Below are 20,831 nucleotides of genomic sequence, written 5' to 3' on the forward strand. Positions count from 1 at the left end.
ACCGATTTCAACATATTTGTGGAGCTATGAGCCATGTCTCATCAATCAGATTTGATTAGCCAAGATATCTTGGGTTATTTAAAACAACACGAAAATAAAGACTTATTACGCTTTTTGACTTGCGGTAACGTAGATGATGGTAAATCAACTTTAATTGGTCGTTTACTTTACGATTCAAAATTGATTTATGAAGATCAATTGCAAGCAGTGACACGTGATTCTAAAAAAGTCGGTACAACAGGTGATGCACCTGACTTAGCGCTACTTGTAGATGGTTTACAAGCAGAGCGTGAACAAGGTATTACTATTGATGTAGCTTACCGTTATTTCTCTACAGAAAAACGTAAGTTCATTATTGCCGACACTCCGGGGCATGAACAATACACACGTAACATGGCTACAGGTGCGTCTACGTGTGACCTTGCGATCATTTTAATTGATGCGCGTTACGGTGTTCAGACACAAACACGTCGTCATACGTATATTGCAAGCTTACTTGGTATTAAGAACATTATTGTTGCGATCAACAAAATGGACTTGGTTGAGTTCTCTGAAGCACGCTTTAATGAGATTCAAACAGAATACGCAGGCTTTGTTGCACAATTGGGTGACCGTAAACCATCTAACATCATCTTTACGCCGATTTCTGCGTTAAATGGTGATAACGTTGTAAACAAATCTCCAAATACGCCGTGGTACACAGGCGAAACTTTGATGGGTACGCTTGAATCTGTTGAGATTAATCGTACTTCAGCTAAAGCTGACTTCCGCTTCCCTGTACAGTATGTGAACCGTCCTAACCTCGATTTCCGTGGTTTCTGCGGTACGATCGCACTAGGTGATATCAACGTTGGAGATACGATTACCGCGTTGCCATCAGGTAAATCATCTACAGTTAAAGAAATCGTTACTTTTGATGGTAACTTAGAACGTGCAGTTGCTGGTCAAGCAGTGACATTAACGTTAAACGACGAGATTGATATTTCTCGTGGTAACGTACTTGTACGTGCAGACCAAGAAGTACCGGCAATTTCTCGTTCTGTTCAAGCGACTGTTGTATGGATGGCTGACCAACCGCTTGCGATTGGTAAGTTATATAACGTGAAGATTGGTACGCAAACTGTTCCTGCTAAGGTAACAGCAATTAACTTCCGTACAAACGTAAATACGCTTGAAAAAGTTCAAGTTGAAAACTTAGAGCTGAATGCGATTGCGAATGTAACGATTGAATTTGATGCGCCAGTCGTATTTGACCGTTATCAAGATAGCCGTTACACAGGTTCATTTATCTTTATTGACCGCTTAAGCAACGTTACAGTTGGTGCAGGTATGGTTGAAGAGGCAGTTGAGTGGACTGCACATAATGAGCCTGTAACATCAGAAGCACGTGCGGCGCGTTTGGGTCAAAAACCTGCTGCGGTAACTGTATCAAATGCTGCAATTGTGAATGCACAAGTATTAGAAAGCTTATTGATCCAACAAGGTGTTGTTGCGATTGCTAAAGCGGGCTTAACTGCTGAACACGTTGCATTATTACGTGAAACTGGTGTGGTAGTGATTACCGATACTGCAACAGGTACTGATGCAAGTTTTGCTGTCGAAGCAGTTGAAGAGCTTGCTGAGAAGATTATTGAGTTGGTTCGTCTTTAAGATTGACTGATTTAAAAAAAACCCGCCTGATGGCGGGTTTTTCTATTTAAATTTTAATAACGACCACAGTAGTCCTAATGAGCTAAGATAGAATGAACACTAACGATAAATTAAAGATATTATGAAAATATTAGCGTATTTGCTTTTGATGCTCTTAACGGCGTGTGTTAATGCTCCGATACAACAAAAACACCCTAGTAAAGCTTGTTTAGAATACCAACAAATGATGACAGCGCCTATGCCTAGAGAGGCTATGCAAAAACTGCAAAAAAAATGCCTTGAATCTAAAGAATAGAGATTAACGGTAAAATTGAACTAAAAACTTAAAATATTTTCGTAGAGTAGAAAAGCTAAAAAATAAAATCATCGTTTTAAGTTAAATATTTTTTTATCGCTCAAGAGTCTTGATTAAGATGGAAACTAATCCATTCTATTTAATATTCATTTGCTAAGAAAAATTATTAAATCATGCCTCAAGGTTCAAAATTTTAACGTTATTGGATCATGTTTTGTATGCTTGAAACTTGAAAAATATAGGAATAGAGATCGCATTGGTGCTAAATTAAATGAGATGAAATGATTAGGCGCTACAATGAATAAAGCACTCCCAAAATTTCACCCCAAACATCTCAATTGGCTGATGCCGTTAATTTTGTCATGTTTGATGAGTGGTTCAATTTCTTTAATTAATATTGTAATGAATCGTGGATTTTTTGATGGGATCTGGATGGTCTGGATAAAGACGTGGGCAATGTCTTGGTTAATCGCATTTCCATTGATCTTAATATTTTTACCTGTGGTAAGAAAAATCTTAATGCGTTTTGTAAAAACTATGCCATAGCCCTTGAATGAAAGGTTTGATTAGCATTTAAAACAACAATTATAAAATTCTATGATCTTGCAACTGTTAAAAAATCGGGATAATTTTGCAAGTCGATAAAAATTACAACCTAAGGATTGGCATGACATATAACTCAGTATTCAAGGAAAATTTATTTCAGAATCAGGTCATCATTGTGACAGGAGGTGGTTCTGGTATTGGACGTTGTACAGCTCATGAGCTTGCATCATTGGATGCACAAGTGATTATTACAGGGCGTACCCAAGAAAAACTCGATAAAGTTGTTGCTGAAATCATGGAAGATGGTGGCAGAGCCTATGGCATCGCTTGTGATAATCGTGATGAAGCACAAGTGAAAGCCATGATTAGCGAAGTGATTGAAAAATTCGGACGAATTGATGGCTTGGTGAATAATGCAGGCGGACAATTTCCAGCGCATTTAGAAAAAATCTCAGCCAATGGATTTGATGCTGTCATTCGAAACAATCTACACGCTACATTCTATCTCATGCGCGAAGCTTACAATCAGTGGATGAATAAGCATGGTGGAAGTATTGTCAACATGACTGCTGATATGTGGGGAGGTATGCCGAATATGGGACATTCAGGCGCAGCCCGTGCAGGGGTTGATAATCTGACCAAGACAGCTGCTGTCGAATGGGGCAAATCTGGAGTTCGTGTGAATGCCGTAGCACCTGGATGGATTTTGTCATCAGGTATGGATACATATACTGGTGAAATGGCTGAAAAAGTGATTCCAAGTATGGCGGAGAAAGTTCCTTTGCAACGCATGGGAACAGAAGCTGAGGTGTCATCAGTGATCGTCTATTTATTGTCTGAAGCGTCTAAATTTATATCGGGTGTCACGATAAGGATTGATGGCGCAGCTTCTCAAGGCACACGTATATTTCCATTGAGTCCGGCTGAGAATAATCAAGCCTATGATGGATTTCACCGTTCTTTTTTACCCGAAGTGATTCAAAATTTAAAAAAATAAGAAATGCCCAATTGAAGCTTTAAACTTAACAATTGGGCATGTGAATTTTAAAGCTTCTTATTGAATCGTGACTGTCACGGGTTTACCGTACAGGGTGTAGTTATAATTCGGCGCAATCGTGTATTGATAGCTCGGCATAACATAGGCTTTGCCTTGTTCACCAAACGTGATCGACTGACCATTTTTGCTATATTTGGCAGAACCAGGCAGAACAATCATTGAATTAAAGTTTTGTGCTGAAGCCTTACCTATTTGAGTAACTTTTTCACCACTGAGAACAACAGGCTGTCCCACTTTTGCAGTGATTTGACCTGGAGTATTGATTTTTGTGACTAAATCAGAAGATTCATGAGCATAATCGGTGGTTAAGCCATGTGTTCCCTGTATATACATACGATTAAAATCATCTTTATTGGTACGGAAAGTCCAAGGCCAGAAAGTTACGCCACGTAAACTCGCCATCGACATTAACTCTTTGCTTAATCCTGCAAAAGATGGGTTAAATGTAGATGAATATTTTTGAGTCGCGTCTAATATTCGACGTGTGTTTACAATATTACTTTGTGCGTTCGGTGTACTCGTTAGGAAACCTGTAGAAACACCCGGTAACGTATTTTTCATCTGTAAGATTTGATCACCATTAAAACTAATGACAATCGATTGATCATAGGCATTATGCTTATCCAAAAGCTCTTTAATCTTCGCTACAATTTCAGGCTTTGCGCTTTTAATTTCGATGAAATTGGTCACATGGGGATATTTTTTGACGGCAGCCAAAACCTCATCCATGGTTGGAACTGGGCGACCATTGGGAATCGTACGTAACTGACGAATTTCAGCTAAGGTCAGATCTTCAGTGTTTCTGCTATCACCTGTGGTACGTTTTAGCGTCCCGTCATGCATCAAGAAAACATGACCATCTTTCGATAAATAAACATCATATTCAACTGCATCAGCACCTACCTCAATAGCTTTGATTGTTCCTTCTAAAGTATTTTCATCCTCTAAAGCTGGAATACCACGATGGCCTGTGATGAGGGGTTTTCTTAACAAGGTATTCGGTGCCATCTGCTTCATAATGTTTTGGAAAACATCTGGCTGTTGTGTATAGATCCCATTAATCCCAGTGCTTAAAATATCAGCTGCTTTGAATGCATCAATGCCATCTTTTTGATCTGGATGAAGTGTGCTTGCCCAAGGTGTAATTAATAAGCGTTGTAGATGAGATACGACTTCTGATTGCACTAAGTGCGGCGGTAAAATGACAATTTTTGATAAAGAAGAGTTGGTATTATGCGCAATTTTTACAATATCTGATTTACTATTGGTGAAACCAGATTGTTTTGAATAGTCGAGTGCTGTACGCAATACAGGGATTTCAACACGAGCTTTACGTAAGAGTTCAGGCTGATCCGACACCAAGGTGATATCAGCGAGATCATAGTTTTCTGTCAACGTTTTCAGATTACGAATTGTTTTTTCTGAATTGATCGTTAATAGCGGAATATGACGTCGTGTTGAATCATTTAAATAATCTTTTAAATGAGTAATTTTCTTTTGATCTTGGTTAAGAAGATTGAGTTGCTCATCCAGTTGATAGGCAACATGAGTTGCTAATGGAGCTGAGTTCAGTGTAGTTGCGCCAGCAGGCTGAGCGAGTGCTGGTGCCATAGAGACTGGCAATTGCTGATCGATTAGATCTGTAACTCGATTAGACTCTGGTAGGGCTTCGAGTTGCTCAGTCACTTTAATTGAATCTACACGCATCAAAGTGCCTGCTGTAGAAATGCCAATGCCACCCTGATCTAAATTGTAGGGTAGCGTGCTATCGAGTACGAGTTCATCATTAATATAATGGCGTACGCGTTGACCATGTACGATGACTGTTGCTTTGTAGGTTTTATTTAACTCAAAATTCTCTTTATGAGCAGATTTCTGTAAAACATTCCATGTGTTGTTAGGTTGACGCATAGAAAGTTCAAGACCACTTGCAGCGGTTGCATCAACACGAAATGCGAATTGATAGTATGGAGTAAAAGCTGGATCAGCATATTGATCAGCGGCACGATAGATGATGCTACCCCAACGCCCGCCATTGTTATTTTCTAAGAAAGCAAAATCCATATCGATACGATAATTACGATGTTGCTGTAGTTCGTTTGGCAACATGATGGTCGTCATTTGAGTATCATGCGCCGTACCATTGATGAGTAGTGCTCCATCTTTAACCTCAAGATTCCCTGGACTGCTGCGAAGTTGAGTCCAATTGTTTGGAATAGTAGTTAAAGCATTGAAATTTTCTTCAAAAAGTATTTCGGGTATAGGTACTTCAATGTCTGGTGTTTCTGGTTCAGGAGATGGATTAGGATTTTCCGTTTGATCTGGATTTGATACAGCGTTTTTTTGATCATCATCGGAGCAAGCCGTTAAGCTTAATGTTAATAATATTGCTGACGTCAGTGTTGTAAATTTCATCATTAAAAAGTACTCGAAAAGTATGTCCCTAAGCGAGACACAATCTAAGTACATAAAATGACAATTCTATGGATTTGTCATAAAGTAAAAAAATTATTACATATTAAATATTTATGAAATTCATCAGTTTTAAATATTGTGGTGTATAGAGGTCAACACCATTAAAAGACCAGTCAAAATCTTTTGAAAAGATGAGGGTGAATACTATGTTCTGAAAAACCAACTCAGCGAGCTGAATTGGTCTTCGAATATCAATGAGATTTGCTTATTGAATGGTCACAGTCACGGGTTTTGCATAGATCGTATAGGTGAAATTGGGTGCTATGGTGTATTGGTAGCTTGGCATGACATAGGCAATACCACGTTCACTGAAACTCACAGATTGACCATTTAGACTATATTTTGCAGAGCCTGGTAGTACGAGCATCGTATTGAAGCTTTGGTAACTTGATTGACCCAATTGCGTTAATTTTTTCCCAGTGATTTGTAAAGGTTGACCAACAGTTGCTGTTATTTGTGGTGGAGTTTCAATTTTGACCACAAAATTCGATGCATCTTGTGCATAATCTGTGGTCAACCCATGTGTACCTTGAATGTACATACGATTGAAATCATTTTTAATTAAACGAAACGTCCAAGGCCAAAAGGTCACACCACGTAAACTTGCTAGATACATGACGTCCTGATTCAAACCACTATAATTCGGATTGAATGTTGAAGAAAATTGTCGTGTTGTTTCCAAAATTCTTCGAATGTTTAGAAAAGTAGTTTGTTCCTTTGGTGGATATACCAATAAACCCGTTGATACACCTTTTAGAGTGTTCTTCATTTCAAGAATTTGTTGCCCATCAAAACTTATGACAATGGCTTGACCATATGCATCATATTTATCAAGTAAATCTTTAATTTTTGAAATTATTTCGGGTTTTGCACTCTTAATCTCGATAAAATTGGTGACATGTGGGTACTTTTTAACTACTGCAGCCAATACTTCATCCATCGTCGGTATGGCAAGTCGCTGCCCGGTCGTTTTTAGTTTACGAACTTCTTCGAGCGTCATGTTCTCAATATTTTTTGCGATACCCGTTGTGCGTAAAACCGATTTATCATGCATTAAAACGACATGGTCATCTTTCGTCAGATATACATCATATTCCACGGCATCAGCACCAACTTCTATCGCCTTAAGAATACCTTCAAGGGTATTTTCATCAACTTGAGATGGAATTCCACGATGACCTGTAATGAGTGGTTTACGAAGTAGGGTGTTGGGCGCCATTGAGCGCATGATGGAATGAAATAATTCAGGCTGATGTGTATAAATGCCATTTACTCCTGTTGTTAATATCTCAGCAGCTTGATAGGCATCAAGCTTAGGACTGGTCTGTCCAGAAATATTGTGGGTAAAACCTGCCCAAGGTGTGATCAATAAACGTTGCAAGTGTGCAACTACATGAGACTGAACCAAATGGGCTGGTAAAATCACAATTTTAGAAAGTGATGTATTGGTTGCCTGTGCAATTTTCACAACACTATTTTGATCTGAAATCAAATTGTACTTTTCAGACCAATCCAATGCTGTACGGATTTCTGGAATCTCCACACGCGCTTTTCTTAATAGATATGGATCATCAGAGACTAGCGTGACATCACTAAAATCATAATCTGAAGACAAAGATCTTAATTCAGCCAGTGTGTTTTCAGAGTCGATATGCAGAAGAGGAAGTGTTCTTTTGGTTTGATCAGAAAGAAGACTTCTGAGGTGCATCGAGGTCTTATTGTCGAAATCTTTTAAAAATAATTGTTCATCAAGTTGGTAAGCAATATAAGTGGCGGTATGAGCGTTATCATTTGTTAATGAGGCGGCTGGTTGCGCTAAAGCAGGCGCCATTGCAACTGGATATTTGTGATCAATGACATCTGTAATCCGATCTTGAGTAGGGAGGGCATCAAGTTGTTCAATCACCTGTATTGTGTTGACCTTCATCAGCAATCCTGCTGCTGAAAGTCCAATGGCACCTTGGTTTAGGTTGGTGGGTAATTCACCATCAAAAACCAATTGATCATTCAAGTAATGACGAACACGTTGATTATGAACAACAACTGTAGCCTTATAAGGTGTATTTAAAGCAATGTTTGATTCGAATTTGGATGTATTGATGACATTCCATGTGTTATTTGAGCGTCTAAGTGCGAGTTCTAGACCATTATAAGCAGATGCATCTGCACGAATAGCAAATTGGTAGTATGGTGTATATTCAGGTTGAGCAAACACATCTGAAGCTCGATAAATAATACTTCCCCAACGAGTACCGTTATTACGCTCAAGGTATTCAAATTCTAACTCAATTTTATAGTTGCGAAGCTTTTGAAAATCCGAACTTAACATGATCGTGGTGGGTTTGGTTAAATCTTTGCGACCATCAATCAGTAAGGCACCTTCTTTAAATTGAATGCTACCTGGATTTGAAGGCAGAATATTCCAATCAGAAGGTATTGAATAAAGTTCAGTAAAATCCAGATTTAAATAAGTGTTTGGTTGTGGAACATTGATCGGTGTTTCAGGTTCGAGATCTGGTGGTAGGGATGGTTTTGGATCTTCAGGTTGAATTGGTATGGGTGGCTCAGGGGTATTTGGTAAGGTTGATTTAGGTTGATCTTCCCCAGAGCATCCTGCTAAACCGAGCATGAGCGATAGTGTGACAACTAGAGTCTGCTTTTTCATTTTAAAATTCTCGAGTGTACGATCCATGACGACCTTAAAATCTAAGATATTAAGGTTACAATTCCGTTGTAAATCAAAAAAATACGAAGATTTGTTTGTGTTATTGAGTTATTTTAATATTCGTGTCTGAGGCACAGCTCAAAATAAAAGATCTAAAACTTGCCATCCACCAACAATGACACGAATGATCCCCAAAGCGACGAACAATATCATTTCAAAAAAACAGAAAACTAAAAAAGTCCAACCTGCTGCACCATCCACTTTGCTCGCATCATACTCAACATAAAGCAATAACAACACCAGCCCAATTTGGAAATAGGTCATCGCAATCACTGCTGAATCCCATGGAAAACTTAACAAAAAAGTCCAACAGATGATGACCAAGGCAGCAAAACTGCATGGCAAAATAAATTGCAGCAAGTAACGCATATTATTTTCCCCAAAAAATAATGATTCGTTTTCATCCTTATACATAAGTAATACAGGACTTTATCAATGTGATCAACTATGATGAAATTGATTGAAATGAATGAAAAGTATTGTAAATAAAGGATTTGATTATGGCACAAAGCATGCAACACGTGATCATTACTGAACCAGGCGGCATTGAAAAGTTGGCTTATGAAACGGTTGATATTCCGCAACCTAAAGACAATGAAGTCTTGGTGAAAGTACATGCTTTCGGCATTAACCGTCCTGATATTTTACAACGCCAAGGTTTATATCCAATGCCAAAAGGGGTGACACCTGTACCAGGTTTAGAGGTATCAGGTGAAGTCGTTGCTGTAGGGGCTGAGGTAAACGCCTATCAGGTGGGGGATCAAGTGTGCGGACTCACCAATGGTGGTGGTTATGCCGAATACTGTGTGGTGCCTGAATCTCAGCTGATTATTATTCCAGAAGGAGTGAGTCATATTCAAGCTGCTGCAATTCCAGAAACATTTTTTACCGTTTGGGCGAATATTTTTCAAATGGGCAAAGCTAAAGCGGGGGAAACGGCTTTAATCCATGGCGGAACCAGTGGGATTGGAACAACGGCATTAATGTTGTGTAAAGCATTTGGCTTAAAAACTTTTGCGACTGTTGGCTCAGATGAGAAAGTAAAAGCAATTCAAGATTTGACGCATGCAATTAATTATAAAACGGAAGACTTTGAACAGGTCATTCAGCAAGCGACGGAAGAAAATGGCGTAGATATTGTCTTAGATATGGTTGGAGCGCCTTATTTAGCCCAAAACTTGAATGTATTACGTCGTGATGGGCGTTTGGTTTATATCGCATTTCTTGGAGGAGCTAAAGCTGACGGCGTAAAATTAGGTCAAATCATGATGAAGCGTTTAACCATTACTGGCTCAACCATGCGTGCACGTACCACAGCAGAAAAAGCCAAAATCGCCCAAGATTTAAAGACACATGTTGCGCCGTTATGGGCAAAAGGTGAATGTCTACCGATGATCTATAAAACTTTTAATTTTGATGAGATTCAAGCGGCTCATTTGGCAATGGATGCAGGTGATCACATTGGTAAAATTGTGGTGAAAGTGTTGGATTAATCTCAACCACCTATGTTCGATTCAGTCAGTGCTGAGGATGAATAATCTACTTCGTCTCTACAGACTTTAGATTATTCATCTGCTAACCAACTCTTAGACTGTTGATTGCTTGTGTCCAATCTTGGCAAGAACAGCGCGGACAATCTTGAAGTGGTTGATGAAGTTCAGTACAGAATCCACAATGTGTACACGCATATATTACGCTAGGTTTTACCTTGTATATTGATTGAGCTTGATCTGGAAAAATTGGTAAGCCATATTTAACTTGTTCATCGGGATAAAACAAAATACTGAAATTCCCATCGGATTCTAATAGACCGACTCGAATTTGACCTAAATGCTCAACAGATTGACGACGCATTTCCGAAAAGAACTCATCATGCGACATATTACCTCGCTTGAATGCTTCAAGGACGAGCATGCCATCTTTAACGATGTAGCAGGATTTACCTTCGACTAAGTCTTCGAAAGGCTGATATTTCATCATTAACCACGTTGTGGTGCGGTAAAGTAAGATGATCACACTCATGACGACTACGGCTTGAATTAAGGGTAAATCCTCCGTAAACATTGGATCTCCAGCAATTGATCCAAGACAAAGAATAATGGCAACTTCAAAGATAGAGAGCTGTCTAACTCCTCGCTTACCTGTCAAACGAAGAAAAAGAATGATCAGTAAATACATCACCACACATCGGACTAAAATCTCGAAAACAAATGCCCATGTGGTGTCGTAAAAAAAGATAGAAGCAAAATCCATTTGTTTCTCAATTTTCTAGGTGATTCTACCTAAGCTATCAAGCGCCAAAAAAAAGAAATACAGAATTATTGTCGAATTATTATGACTTTATGTAGATGTGGTGCGTGAATTGAACATTAAATCATGTTGTTTAAAAAGATAGGGAGTGGAATTACAGTTGTTAATGTTAATCATGATTTTGAATATATGAGATAAGGTTGGCATTTTTTATTCATTACAATGAGCCGAAATGTTTGTTATGTATTTGTAATATTCTGTTATATTCTTATGGTTGCATGTTTCGGTGTTTAACCAAGAGTTAAGGTGTATTTTGGATTCATTCCGTAATCGCGTTCTGTTCATATTTGCTGGATTAACCATTATCCTTGGGATATGCGTATCGTTGTATATTGGAAATATCGCATCTCAGCACTTGGCTAAAGCCAGTGGACAGACCCTACATGTCGCAGCAAAAAATATCAGTAATGCCTTGGCAACTTCTCTTGCCGAACGCGAGCGCGAAATGGTGCTGCTCAGCCAATCTCCATTCTTTTCAGAAGCAAATCTAGATGGTCCACGTGTTCGTACACGCTTGGAACAAGTCAAAAATGCGTATGTCTATTATGCTTGGATGGGGGTAACGGATTTAAACGGTGATGTTCAAATCGCTGCGGATGGTATTCTTGAAGGTGAAAATGTTTCTTCACGGCCATGGTTTAAGGCAGGTTTACAGGGTACGTACTTAGGTGATGTGCATGAAGCTGTGTTATTGGCAAAAAAAATTCAAGCTTTAAATCCTCATGAACCGATGCGTTTTATTGATTTCGCAACACCAATCTATGATCCAAATACTCAAAAATTAAAAGGAGTGTTAGCTGCACATGCAGATTGGGAGTGGGCACGTCATATTCTCAATAAAGCCTTATCTCAAACAGCATCTCAGCGTGGCATAGAAGTCTTTATCTTAAACAAACAGGGTGAACTGCTGTATCCATTTAAAAGTATTGGACGAGTCAAGCCACCTCAACTTCAAGTCAACGATGCACTTTATTATATTGATGATTGGAATGAAGGGCAGGATTTCTTAACCACAAATATTGCGGTGGAGTCCGAGACTGAAAGTGATATTGGTTGGCATGTGGTAATTCGTCAACCTTTGGCGATTGCTTTGGCAGATATGCGTGATTTGCAATTCAAAATCTTTCTGATTGGTTTATTCGTCTCGCTGTTTATCTTTTATGTGATTTATCAACTTGCCAATAAATTGAGCAGACCCATTGAGGCTTTAGCCAAATCGGCTTATGCGGTCGAACAGGGAGACGTGCATACGGCATTTCATAGTCAAAGCAGCATCCGTGAAATCCAAGGATTATCACATTCTCTACAAAGCATGACGCAAACCTTATTGGAACAGAAACAACAATTGCTTGAGGCAAACCAATCTCTAGAGCGGAAGGTTCAAGAGCGCACTCGAGCACTTGAGTTGGCTAATCTTGAGTTGATTCGATTGTCACGACATGACGCATTAACAGGTTTACACAATCGCCGTGCTTTAAACGAACAACTTGAATACTGGTTTGCTCAGCATAAAAGAAATCAAATTGGCTATGCAGCACTTATATTGGATGTCGATTATTTTAAGCAAGTCAACGATCAATATGGTCATGATCAAGGGGATCAAGTGTTACAACAAGTAGCAAAAATCATTGATCAAGCAACACGTGAAACCGATTTTGTGGCACGTTATGGTGGTGAAGAATTTGTAATTTTATTGCCTGCAACACATCTAATGGGTGCGCAAATTTTGGCAGAGAAAATTCGTACAATGGTGGAACGAGCTGTTATTTTGGCAGAGAAAACTTTGACCGTCAGTATTGGTGTCAGTGTGACTGATCTCAACGATACTGATGCTTATGCCATTCTTAAACGAGCAGATCGACATCTTTATCAAGCAAAAACCAATGGTCGAAATCAAACTGTGATTGATGCTTAAAATAAAGCATCCACATTTTGCTAAACTCAGTATTCTCTCATTGGACTAAGCACCTAACGTGACTTCATTCAAAATTCAAACCAGTTCTTTTGCACAACTTGTTCAAGTTCCTCAAGATCATAAGCTACGGGTTTTGATTAATCAGATTGAGCAGCAAAAATTACAATTATCCGCATGGCAACACGCCCAAGAAGAAATTCGTACCTACACGCAGAAGAAACTTATTCCTGTCTATCGTGATGTTTATCAAGTGCTGTTTCAGCAATTACAAAGTCTATGGAATAGCCTAAGTCAAATTGATTTAAATAAGTCGTCTCAAAAGGTTGTGGAAGAGAAGTGTTTTAACTTGACCCAAATGTTGAGCAAATCAAATATGCTCAATGAAACTCAACTTGAGACAGTTGAAAAATTACATATTTATTTCGAACAGGTGTTTGCTCAACCACGAAATAAGCAAGATAAAAAGAACAACTTCGAATCTAGTCAAGCACCAGATGCTCATGGTGAACAAAATGATTCAACGATTGATGACGATTCATTGTGGGACAAAGCGCAGTATCAACAAGCAAGGCAGCAAGCCAAACTTAAACGGCAGCAAGATAAACACGCCGAAGCAGAAAAGTTAGTGAATCAATCCCTGAAAACAGTATATCTCAAAACAGCATCTATCATTCATCCAGACCGTGAACCGGATGAATCCAAAAAGGCTGCAAAGACGGCATTATTACAACGTGTTAATGAAGCTTATGAACAAGAGGATTTATTCACGCTATTGAAGTTACAACTTGAAGTCGAGCAACTTCAAGTCGGTATACAGAAAGCTATTCAGCAAGATCAATTGAAGTACTATCAACAAGTATTACAAGCTCAGAGTTTAACTTTAGAAAAGCAAATCCAGATATTGATTAATAGCTTAGTGTGGTCAAACAAGGCAAAAATTGAAGTACAAAAAACTCAAGGTGCTTTAAATATTCAAAAGCTCTATCTACAGATTGATCAAGAAGTTTCATTGTTAAAACAACAACTCAAATTGGAAAAGCAGCGTTTAATTGAAATGTCAAAAGCTTCTGGGTTAGCATTTTTGATTGAACATTCACTTCTTTGAATCCAAAACATACGAGCTATAAATAGCTGTTAATGACATCTACTCATTCCGTATTTCTCAATGGTTGATTGTCCTATTATTAAAAAATTAATATTATAATTTATATAAAATGTGTATTTTGTCGCATTTATTTGATGTATTGACCATAATATAACGATAATGCTCTAAAAACTAAAACTAGGAATAACATGAAAAGTAAAAAAGTCTCAGACATTATGATTGAAGTGTTGGAACAAGTCGGCGTAAAGCACTGTTACGGCATCGTTGGAGATACGCTTAATCACTTTACCGATTCTTTATCGCGAAGTTCTATTCAATGGATCAATGTTCGCCATGAAGAAGTAGGTGCATTTGCAGCAGGTGCAGATTCATTGATGAGTGGCAATTTAACAGTATGTGCTGGCTCATGTGGTCCTGGAAGCTTGCATTTTATTAATGGTCTGTACGAATCACACCGTAATGGTGCGCCTGTGGTTTTGATCGCAAGCCAACTTTCAACCGAACAAGCAGGCTATTTAGATTTTCCCCAATATGTCGACTTTAAAGAAATTTATAAAAGTTGTTCTGTATATTGCGAGGAGATCAAAGCAGCCAGTCAAGTCAGACATGTGATGACATTGGCCTGTCAGGCAGCACTGAATAAACGTGGCGTAGCGGTGGTCATTATGCCAACCAATATCAGCAGTCAATATATTCAGGAAACATTGGATTTCAAGGTACATCATCCGCAGCCTGAAACTACGCCTAATCCTGCTGAACTTGATCAGATTAAAAACTTCATCAGTGCTCATCAAAAAGTCACGATTTATGCGGGTATTGGAGCTCAGCATGCTCACGATGAAGTGGTTGAACTTTCGAAAAAATTAAATGCACCCGTTGTGCATACCTCACGTGCAAAACATTTTATTGAATATGATAATCCTCATAATATGGGGATGAATGGTATGTATGGTAATAAAGCAGCCTTACATGCGATTAATCATAGTGAGGTATTGTTACTGCTTGGAACGGACTTTGCGTGGCCACAGTTTTATCCTAAACACGCGAAGATTATTCAAATCGATGTCGATGCTACTCATTTAGGTCGTCGCTATCCTATAGATTTTGGTGCTGTTGGACACATTGCACCAACGCTGCGCGCATTAATCCCTTTAGTTGAAAACAAGCAGAACCAACACTTTATTCAAGAGTGCTTAGATTTAAAGAAAGTTGCAGATGCAGCTCGTTTGAAAGAAGAGCGTATAGGTAAAGATGGTTTGATCCACCCGCAATATGTGGTGGCGCTCCTCAACAAATATGCAGATGATGATGCATTTTTCACTGGAGATGCAGGCTCATCGAAACTATGGATGCTTCGTCACATCGATACCAATGGTAAGCGTAAATTGCTATGTAGTTTACTGCACGGTACTATGGCAAACTCGATGCCTCAAGCACTCGGGATTAAAAAAGCCTTTCCTGAACGTCAGGTGATTGCGCTATGTGGTGATGGTGGTCTGAGTATGCTGTTGGGTGATCTCATGACCATCGTGCAGGAAAAGTTGCCGATCAAAATTGTTGTCTTTAATAACCATTCGCTCAATTTTGTAGAGCTTGAACAAAAAGTTGATGGCTTACTGGATAATTTTACCAAGTTAGCAAACCCAGATTTTGGCAAAGTCGCTGAAGCGATCGGGATTTATGGCATGACTCAAAAAGATGGTCATGGTTTGGAAGCAGCTATTCAGAAATTTTTAGCTCATGATGGTCCTGCACTAATCGATATTCATACCAACCCAGTAGAGTTGGTGATGCCACCAGAACCAAAATTTGAGCAAGTGAAGGCGACTTCATTGTATGCGATGAAGGCGGTTTTAGCTGGTCGAGGAGATGAGGTAAAAGATCTAATCGTGAATAATTTTATTAAATAAAATCGTTCGTCTCTTTAATCATTTTTTATGACAGTTTCTTCAAGTACTCACGGGATATTTATATCTGCTAGGCTTGAAGAAGCTTTTTTTATACCGTTAAGTAAAATTATAATAAAAAAATACAGTAAATTTACAATAAAAATTATCTTAAAAAATAAGCATTAACCCTTCATAAAATCATTTTGATCAATATCGTCATTGTTCCAAATTCTCATAGTTTCTATAACTATGTTCCATTTTTGATTCAGTCATGATCAAGATGTGGAGATCATTTGATCTATGAGAAAATATCAAATAGATCAAAATAATAATGGTAAAAATCACATAAATTAATGAACGGTTCGCGTATTAAGGTTTAATGATGAGAAGTTTTTTTCAAGTATTTTCACTTTCTATTCTTTCTTCAAGTGTATGGGCAGGTGCAGATTGGGATTATCACCACCCTGAACAATGGAACACACTGAGCCCCAATTTTGCAGCCTGTTCTGGTCATAATCAGTCGCCAATTAACATTGAGCGCTCTGTAAAAGCGGATTTGAAACCGTTGCAGTTTAGCTATCAAATTTTGATTCAACGTATTCATAACAATGGACACACCGTACAAGTCGACTTTGAGGAAGGCGGGGAGTTGATGCTGGATGGTGATCGTTTCCAACTCAAGCAGTTTCATTTGCATACCCCAAGTGAAAATAAAATCCATGGCAAACAATATCCGCTAGAAATCCATTTTGTACATGCCAATGCCAAAGGAGAGCTGGCTGTAGTGGGGATGATGTATGCACAAGGTGCAGAGAATCCGCAATTGGCAAGAATATGGAATTCTTTACCGAAGCAAAAAGGGCAAACAGTTGAGTTAAAACAGCCCCAGTCTGTTAATCATTTATTGCCTAAGAATTTAGACTATTATCGTTTTAGTGGATCACTCACCACACCACCATGTTCTGAGGGTGTACGTTGGTTGATTTTAAAAGAGATTCAAACAGCCTCAGTCAAGCAGATTGAGGACTTTGCCAAGTTATTGGGACATCCGAATAATCGACCTGTACAGCCGTTGAATGGCCGTATAGTGGTGGAGAACTGATAAAAAGGGAGTGGGGAAATGTTGATAGAGCATAGAGTTCTCTAATAATTTTCTCCTCTCCCTATGGGATGAGAAGCAATGCTTTGCAAGGAGATGGGGGATAAAGCAATAGTTAAAATCTTAAAAGCAAAGGTTGATGTATATGACGGAAGAGAGTGGTATCGTGATGTTGTTGGAATGTGGGATATTTTAGTTTTTTTTATTTTTAGTTTGAATAAGTGCAGTAAGGTACGTTATTTTAAAGATGCCAAGACTTATGTCTAAATTAAATGCTCAGTCATTTTTATATACATACAAAAAGAGAAAAAGAATAAATGAGTTTTTTCATCATCTTAGCTTTTATTGTGGTTGCAATATTATTCACAGCTTATAAATTATTTGGTTCAAATTTAACGCAGAGTGCCGTTGTCGAAGCTCAACAGGAGAATCAAGAGCCTAAGAGTCGGTCAGGTTTTGTTAAAGTGGATTTAACTGATGCTTCAACAGTCGTCATTTCCTTGGCACAGGATAGTTTCATTCGCTTTAAAAACCAAAATCGTGTAAAGGGTGTCGAAACCGTACAAGAACCCAAAAATAATCGATATTGTTATTATGCTTGTAATTTTGGTGATGATCCTTATGAAAGGAATACTGAGCTGAATTTAGAACTTAATGGTAAGACTTTGAAATTTGACAATGTCTATGATCTTTCCCTTAAACAAACCAATGAGATCATTGAAGGAATTGAGTTCGAGCAAAGGTGGTCGAAAGCGAATAGTTCATTAGAAGATGCTTTCCAAGATTACAAACGCTTTATGCAGGATTTATTTGATTTAGGATGTCAAAACTATTATGGTCTAGATGATATTCGTTATAAAAAAGAAGACTACAACAAAATTCTAGCTTCTGGTGATCATACTTGTCTCGCCCCTGATCTCATTCAATTTGATGAATTTAAATCTGTATTAGAATCCGAAGACTTTTTATCTCTCGATAGTTATTTTTATGTGGGGGATTTTGAAATTTCTATTTTTTATAACCGTGATTACTCAGCCACATTTGAGATACGGTACTTAGCTTCAATATACAGTGCTTTAAGTTTTTATGGTGCTGATGATTTATATCTAGATGAATTATCAATCAATGAAAAACAAATAAAACTAGAAAAATACAGAGAAGAATGTTTGTTGGCTCGTAAGGAAGAAGAAGAGGAAATCAAGCAAGCAGGATTTAAAGTTGATGAAGGTTATAAAGATCCTTTCATTCAATTTAAGATTTAGCTTAATTCAAAAAAATAATGAAGATCACAATGAAAAGTTCTCTCTCCCTATGGGAGAGGAGAATGAAAAAGATCCCCAACTATTAGAATTCGCCAAAAGCATGCGCCACACCGCCACCGATGCTGAAAATCTGATGTGGCAACTTCTACGTGCCAAGCGATTTATGAATCTTAAATTTCGCCGTCAGCATGTGATCAAACCATATATTGTAGACTTTTACTGTCATGAAATTGGTTTGGTAATTGAGTTGGATGGCAGTCAGCATGCAATGGATGATGCTGTTGAATATGATGTTGAACGCACTAAGTTTTTAGAGGCTTTGGGTTTAACAGTGGTGCGGTATTGGAATCATGATGTGTTAGAGCGGACGGATGGGGTGTTGGAGGATTTGTGGCAGGTGTGTGTTGAATTAAAAAATACCTCTCCCTTGCGCAGCAGTGCTGCTCATCTCCTGAAAGGAGAGGGAACTCCCTTGTGAAATTTATACAGGCATTAAATCAAATGACGCTCCCTCTCCCTATGGGAGAGGGCTGGGGTGAGGGCTTTAAAAGACATTGCCTACAATTTTTGATAAATCTACATCACGAGTGATATACCATTTCCAAAATGCAGAGAAAGGAAATTCAGGGTCACACATAGCCTTTAACTTTTCTATTCTCAGATTTTTTTCAGATGTTGTTAATATTAAACTATCATCTAGAAGCTCATCTTTAATCATCAAAAGCTTAGTTTGATATCTCTGAATTTGCTTTATCAATGTATGTCTACTTATACCTTTTAGAGCTGTATTCGTATCATTAAAACATTGGTCTAGAAGGCGAATTGTTGACTCAATTTCATGGTTACTTCCTAAATTTCCAACCTTTACAATTACTTTGTGGTCATCATTATTGACAATTGGGCAGTGTAATTCGATAGCTTGAGCTACATCTAAAGCTTGGCAACAATCCAAAATATTCTTATGTATATTGGCTTTAATTCCATTACATCTAACGCATGCGTAGAATAAATTAGCCCAGTCATATTTTTTGACAGGGTCACCTTCATGTGGATCACGGTGCTCAATATTTACGTCGGGAAATCCTTTTCTTTCGCATAGATAGCATTTAGAGAAGAATATATCTTGTAGTACTTCAACTACATCAGATGCACGATAATCCTTAGTAGATGTGGTTAAGCTTTTAGGGAAAGTAGGTGGTCTTGCAACTGAAAACATGAATTAATTACCCTCATGTTTCAATTTTGTAAGCTTATTTTTTGCTACCATGTATTGGAGTTGTAGTTCAACAGATAACTTCTCAAAATCTTTGTTTAATTTGTCTAATAAGTTTTGAACTTCATTCAAGTTTTCTATCGATTCTTTTTCTTCAATAAATTTTAAAAGCTGATCAGAGAGAATTTTTAGATTCTCATTTTCATTTTTTACATGAAATAACTCTTTGATTATTGACTCATGTGAATAACGACTTAAATCTTCTTCAAAAAATTCACCACTGGAAATGTCATATACAACAGTATCATTATCTGTTGAGGTAATAACAAAAGGAGAATGTGTACTTACAATGAATTGCAACTTAGGAAAAGATCGCGTGAAGAAAGGAAAAATTAATTTTTGTAAAGATATATGAAGATGTGCATCAATCTCATCAATTAATACAATTCCTTCGAGCTCAGAGGGAGGAATATTAAAAAATTCAGTACGTATTAAAAGATCTGAATAAATGTTGAAGATTGCTTGATATCCTGAAGATAAGTCTTGAAAGCTAAATTTTTGAGAGTCTTTAACAATATAATATTTATTTTCAGTGTCGTTTATTTCGAAGAGTAAATGAGTTGATTCATTCTCAAATAGAAATTTTAAATTTTCATCAAAACTTTCAAACCAATTGGTATACTTTTCAAATAAAGAAGAGTCTTTTTTGTGTGTTAATGATAAAGATTGGTTTACTGTAATATTATATAAATGTTGTTCTAGTTTATTTCCAATATTGGAAGAAAAATTACTTTGAGCATCACTAATTTCGGTGCTGATTGAAGTAGTTTGATTCGCATGTCGAATATTACTCGTTCTCATAGCTTCAAATAAAATTATAGATGCTTCACGTTTTTCGAATTTATAGGTTAATTGCAATACTTCAGGGATATCAAGAGAAATACCATCTTCAATTTTTGAAAGATTCTCTAACTCATTCTTTAACCAGCGTTCTCTTGAACTATAATCTTTAGTACCTTTTGGATAGCGCTTTAAATCTGTTTCATATTGTGTAATGCGTCTGAGAATATTATCTTTTTCTTGTGATAGTTTTTGTTGAATATATATATCTAATTTTTCCTTTAAAGCCTTTAAAAATTGAGTTTTTCCAGATGAATTTTTACCTGTGATAATTAAATTTCTTAATTTTAATGGAATATTAATATCTTTGTTGGTGTGAGGTACTTTACCTGATATATGTTCAATATATTTCATATTCTAAATAATAAAGGGCTGAATAATCAGCCCTTT

The 20,831-nt window shown here is 37.6% G+C and carries 17 protein-coding genes; 11 read left to right on the forward strand and 6 right to left on the reverse strand.

Going from position 1 to position 20,831, the window contains the following annotated elements; translation table 11 throughout:
- Positions 1-33: 33 nt before the first annotated feature.
- From cysN to FTV17_RS00340, 3 genes are all read left to right on the forward strand, one after another.
- Positions 34-1,650 (forward strand): sulfate adenylyltransferase subunit CysN, encoded by a 1,617-nt coding sequence (gene cysN, locus FTV17_RS00330; RefSeq protein WP_179997708.1) that lies wholly within the window; start codon positions 34-36, stop codon positions 1,648-1,650.
- A gap of 592 nt (positions 1,651-2,242) precedes the next feature.
- Positions 2,243-2,491, forward strand: a complete 249-nt coding sequence (locus tag FTV17_RS00335; protein WP_179997709.1) for a DUF2798 domain-containing protein — start codon at positions 2,243-2,245, stop codon at positions 2,489-2,491.
- 121 nt (positions 2,492-2,612) lie between these two features.
- Positions 2,613-3,488: an SDR family oxidoreductase gene (locus tag FTV17_RS00340; protein ID WP_179997710.1), complete on the forward strand. Its 876-nt coding sequence runs from the start codon at positions 2,613-2,615 to the stop codon at positions 3,486-3,488.
- Positions 3,489-3,545: 57 nt separating this feature from the next.
- Here the strand turns inward: FTV17_RS00340 and FTV17_RS00345 are convergent, their stop codons facing one another.
- The 3 genes from FTV17_RS00345 to FTV17_RS00355 all read right to left on the reverse strand — a co-directional run bounded on the left by FTV17_RS00345 (position 3,546) and on the right by FTV17_RS00355 (position 9,117).
- Positions 3,546-5,966, reverse strand: a complete 2,421-nt coding sequence (locus FTV17_RS00345) for a glycerophosphodiester phosphodiesterase family protein (protein ID WP_257219852.1) — start codon at positions 5,964-5,966, stop codon at positions 3,546-3,548.
- A 262-nt stretch (positions 5,967-6,228) separates the two neighbouring features.
- Positions 6,229-8,688: a glycerophosphodiester phosphodiesterase family protein gene (locus tag FTV17_RS00350; RefSeq protein ID WP_179997711.1), complete on the reverse strand. Its 2,460-nt coding sequence runs from the start codon at positions 8,686-8,688 to the stop codon at positions 6,229-6,231.
- A gap of 138 nt (positions 8,689-8,826) precedes the next feature.
- The gene (locus tag FTV17_RS00355) at positions 8,827-9,117 is read right to left on the reverse strand and encodes a hypothetical protein (protein WP_179997712.1); all 291 of its coding nucleotides are present in this window, start codon (positions 9,115-9,117) and stop codon (positions 8,827-8,829) included.
- A 131-nt stretch (positions 9,118-9,248) separates the two neighbouring features.
- On the opposite strand from FTV17_RS00355, the gene FTV17_RS00360 reads away from it, so the two are divergent.
- Positions 9,249-10,241 (forward strand): NAD(P)H-quinone oxidoreductase, encoded by a 993-nt coding sequence (locus FTV17_RS00360; protein ID WP_179997713.1) that lies wholly within the window; start codon positions 9,249-9,251, stop codon positions 10,239-10,241.
- An 82-nt stretch (positions 10,242-10,323) separates the two neighbouring features.
- Here FTV17_RS00360 and FTV17_RS00365 read toward each other — a convergent pair whose 3' ends face one another.
- Positions 10,324-11,001 carry a DUF421 domain-containing protein gene (locus tag FTV17_RS00365; RefSeq protein ID WP_179997714.1) on the reverse strand — a complete coding sequence of 226 codons (678 nt, stop codon included), beginning with the start codon at positions 10,999-11,001 and terminating at the stop codon, positions 10,324-10,326.
- Positions 11,002-11,311: 310 nt separating this feature from the next.
- Between FTV17_RS00365 and FTV17_RS00370 the strand changes: the two genes are divergently transcribed.
- From FTV17_RS00370 to FTV17_RS00400, 7 genes are all read left to right on the forward strand, one after another.
- The gene (locus FTV17_RS00370) at positions 11,312-12,973 is read left to right on the forward strand and encodes a sensor domain-containing diguanylate cyclase (RefSeq protein ID WP_218945244.1); all 1,662 of its coding nucleotides are present in this window, start codon (positions 11,312-11,314) and stop codon (positions 12,971-12,973) included.
- A 58-nt stretch (positions 12,974-13,031) separates the two neighbouring features.
- Entirely contained in the window at positions 13,032-14,078 is a 1,047-nt protein-coding gene (locus tag FTV17_RS00375; protein WP_218945245.1) for a molecular chaperone DnaJ, read from the forward strand.
- A 188-nt stretch (positions 14,079-14,266) separates the two neighbouring features.
- Complete coding sequence (locus FTV17_RS00380; RefSeq protein ID WP_179997715.1) at positions 14,267-15,988, forward strand: thiamine pyrophosphate-dependent enzyme; 1,722 nt, start codon at positions 14,267-14,269, stop codon at positions 15,986-15,988.
- A gap of 361 nt (positions 15,989-16,349) precedes the next feature.
- Entirely contained in the window at positions 16,350-17,069 is a 720-nt protein-coding gene (locus FTV17_RS00385) for a carbonic anhydrase (RefSeq protein WP_179997716.1), read from the forward strand.
- 93 nt (positions 17,070-17,162) lie between these two features.
- On the forward strand, positions 17,163-17,333 hold the full coding sequence (locus FTV17_RS00390) for a hypothetical protein (protein WP_179997717.1): 171 nt from the start codon (positions 17,163-17,165) through the stop codon (positions 17,331-17,333).
- Positions 17,334-17,383: 50 nt separating this feature from the next.
- Positions 17,384-18,328, forward strand: a complete 945-nt coding sequence (locus FTV17_RS00395; protein WP_179997718.1) for a hypothetical protein — start codon at positions 17,384-17,386, stop codon at positions 18,326-18,328.
- Positions 18,329-18,377: 49 nt separating this feature from the next.
- Positions 18,378-18,806: an endonuclease domain-containing protein gene (locus FTV17_RS00400; protein ID WP_179997947.1), complete on the forward strand. Its 429-nt coding sequence runs from the start codon at positions 18,378-18,380 to the stop codon at positions 18,804-18,806.
- Between the two features lie 66 nt (positions 18,807-18,872).
- Here the strand turns inward: FTV17_RS00400 and FTV17_RS00405 are convergent, their stop codons facing one another.
- Both FTV17_RS00405 and FTV17_RS00410 read right to left on the reverse strand, forming a co-directional pair.
- Positions 18,873-19,544: an HNH endonuclease gene (locus FTV17_RS00405; RefSeq protein ID WP_179997719.1), complete on the reverse strand. Its 672-nt coding sequence runs from the start codon at positions 19,542-19,544 to the stop codon at positions 18,873-18,875.
- Positions 19,545-19,547: 3 nt separating this feature from the next.
- Positions 19,548-20,795 carry an AAA family ATPase gene (locus FTV17_RS00410; RefSeq protein WP_179997720.1) on the reverse strand — a complete coding sequence of 416 codons (1,248 nt, stop codon included), beginning with the start codon at positions 20,793-20,795 and terminating at the stop codon, positions 19,548-19,550.
- Positions 20,796-20,831 lie beyond the last annotated feature (36 nt).

This window comes from Acinetobacter sp. YH12239, assembly GCF_013417635.1.
Taxonomy (GTDB): domain Bacteria; phylum Pseudomonadota; class Gammaproteobacteria; order Pseudomonadales; family Moraxellaceae; genus Acinetobacter.

Bases quoted from the DNA above. Each gene is read 5' to 3' on its own strand.
- FTV17_RS00385 (WP_179997716.1), top strand. From the start codon at position 16,350: ATGAGAAGTTTTTTTCAAGTATTTTCACTTTCTATTCTTTCTTCAAGT.
- FTV17_RS00410 (WP_179997720.1), bottom strand. From the start codon at position 20,795: ATGAAATATATTGAACATATATCAGGTAAAGTACCTCACACCAACAAA.
- FTV17_RS00365 (WP_179997714.1), bottom strand. From the start codon at position 11,001: ATGGATTTTGCTTCTATCTTTTTTTACGACACCACATGGGCATTTGTT.
- cysN (WP_179997708.1), top strand. From the start codon at position 34: ATGTCTCATCAATCAGATTTGATTAGCCAAGATATCTTGGGTTATTTA.
- FTV17_RS00360 (WP_179997713.1), top strand. From the start codon at position 9,249: ATGGCACAAAGCATGCAACACGTGATCATTACTGAACCAGGCGGCATT.
- FTV17_RS00345 (WP_257219852.1), bottom strand. From the start codon at position 5,966: ATGATGAAATTTACAACACTGACGTCAGCAATATTATTAACATTAAGC.
- FTV17_RS00340 (WP_179997710.1), top strand. From the start codon at position 2,613: ATGACATATAACTCAGTATTCAAGGAAAATTTATTTCAGAATCAGGTC.
- FTV17_RS00335 (WP_179997709.1), top strand. From the start codon at position 2,243: ATGAATAAAGCACTCCCAAAATTTCACCCCAAACATCTCAATTGGCTG.
- FTV17_RS00405 (WP_179997719.1), bottom strand. From the start codon at position 19,544: ATGTTTTCAGTTGCAAGACCACCTACTTTCCCTAAAAGCTTAACCACA.
- FTV17_RS00395 (WP_179997718.1), top strand. From the start codon at position 17,384: ATGAGTTTTTTCATCATCTTAGCTTTTATTGTGGTTGCAATATTATTC.
- FTV17_RS00380 (WP_179997715.1), top strand. From the start codon at position 14,267: ATGAAAAGTAAAAAAGTCTCAGACATTATGATTGAAGTGTTGGAACAA.
- FTV17_RS00355 (WP_179997712.1), bottom strand. From the start codon at position 9,117: ATGCGTTACTTGCTGCAATTTATTTTGCCATGCAGTTTTGCTGCCTTG.
- FTV17_RS00390 (WP_179997717.1), top strand. From the start codon at position 17,163: ATGGGGGATAAAGCAATAGTTAAAATCTTAAAAGCAAAGGTTGATGTA.
- FTV17_RS00350 (WP_179997711.1), bottom strand. From the start codon at position 8,688: ATGAAAAAGCAGACTCTAGTTGTCACACTATCGCTCATGCTCGGTTTA.
- FTV17_RS00400 (WP_179997947.1), top strand. From the start codon at position 18,378: ATGGGAGAGGAGAATGAAAAAGATCCCCAACTATTAGAATTCGCCAAA.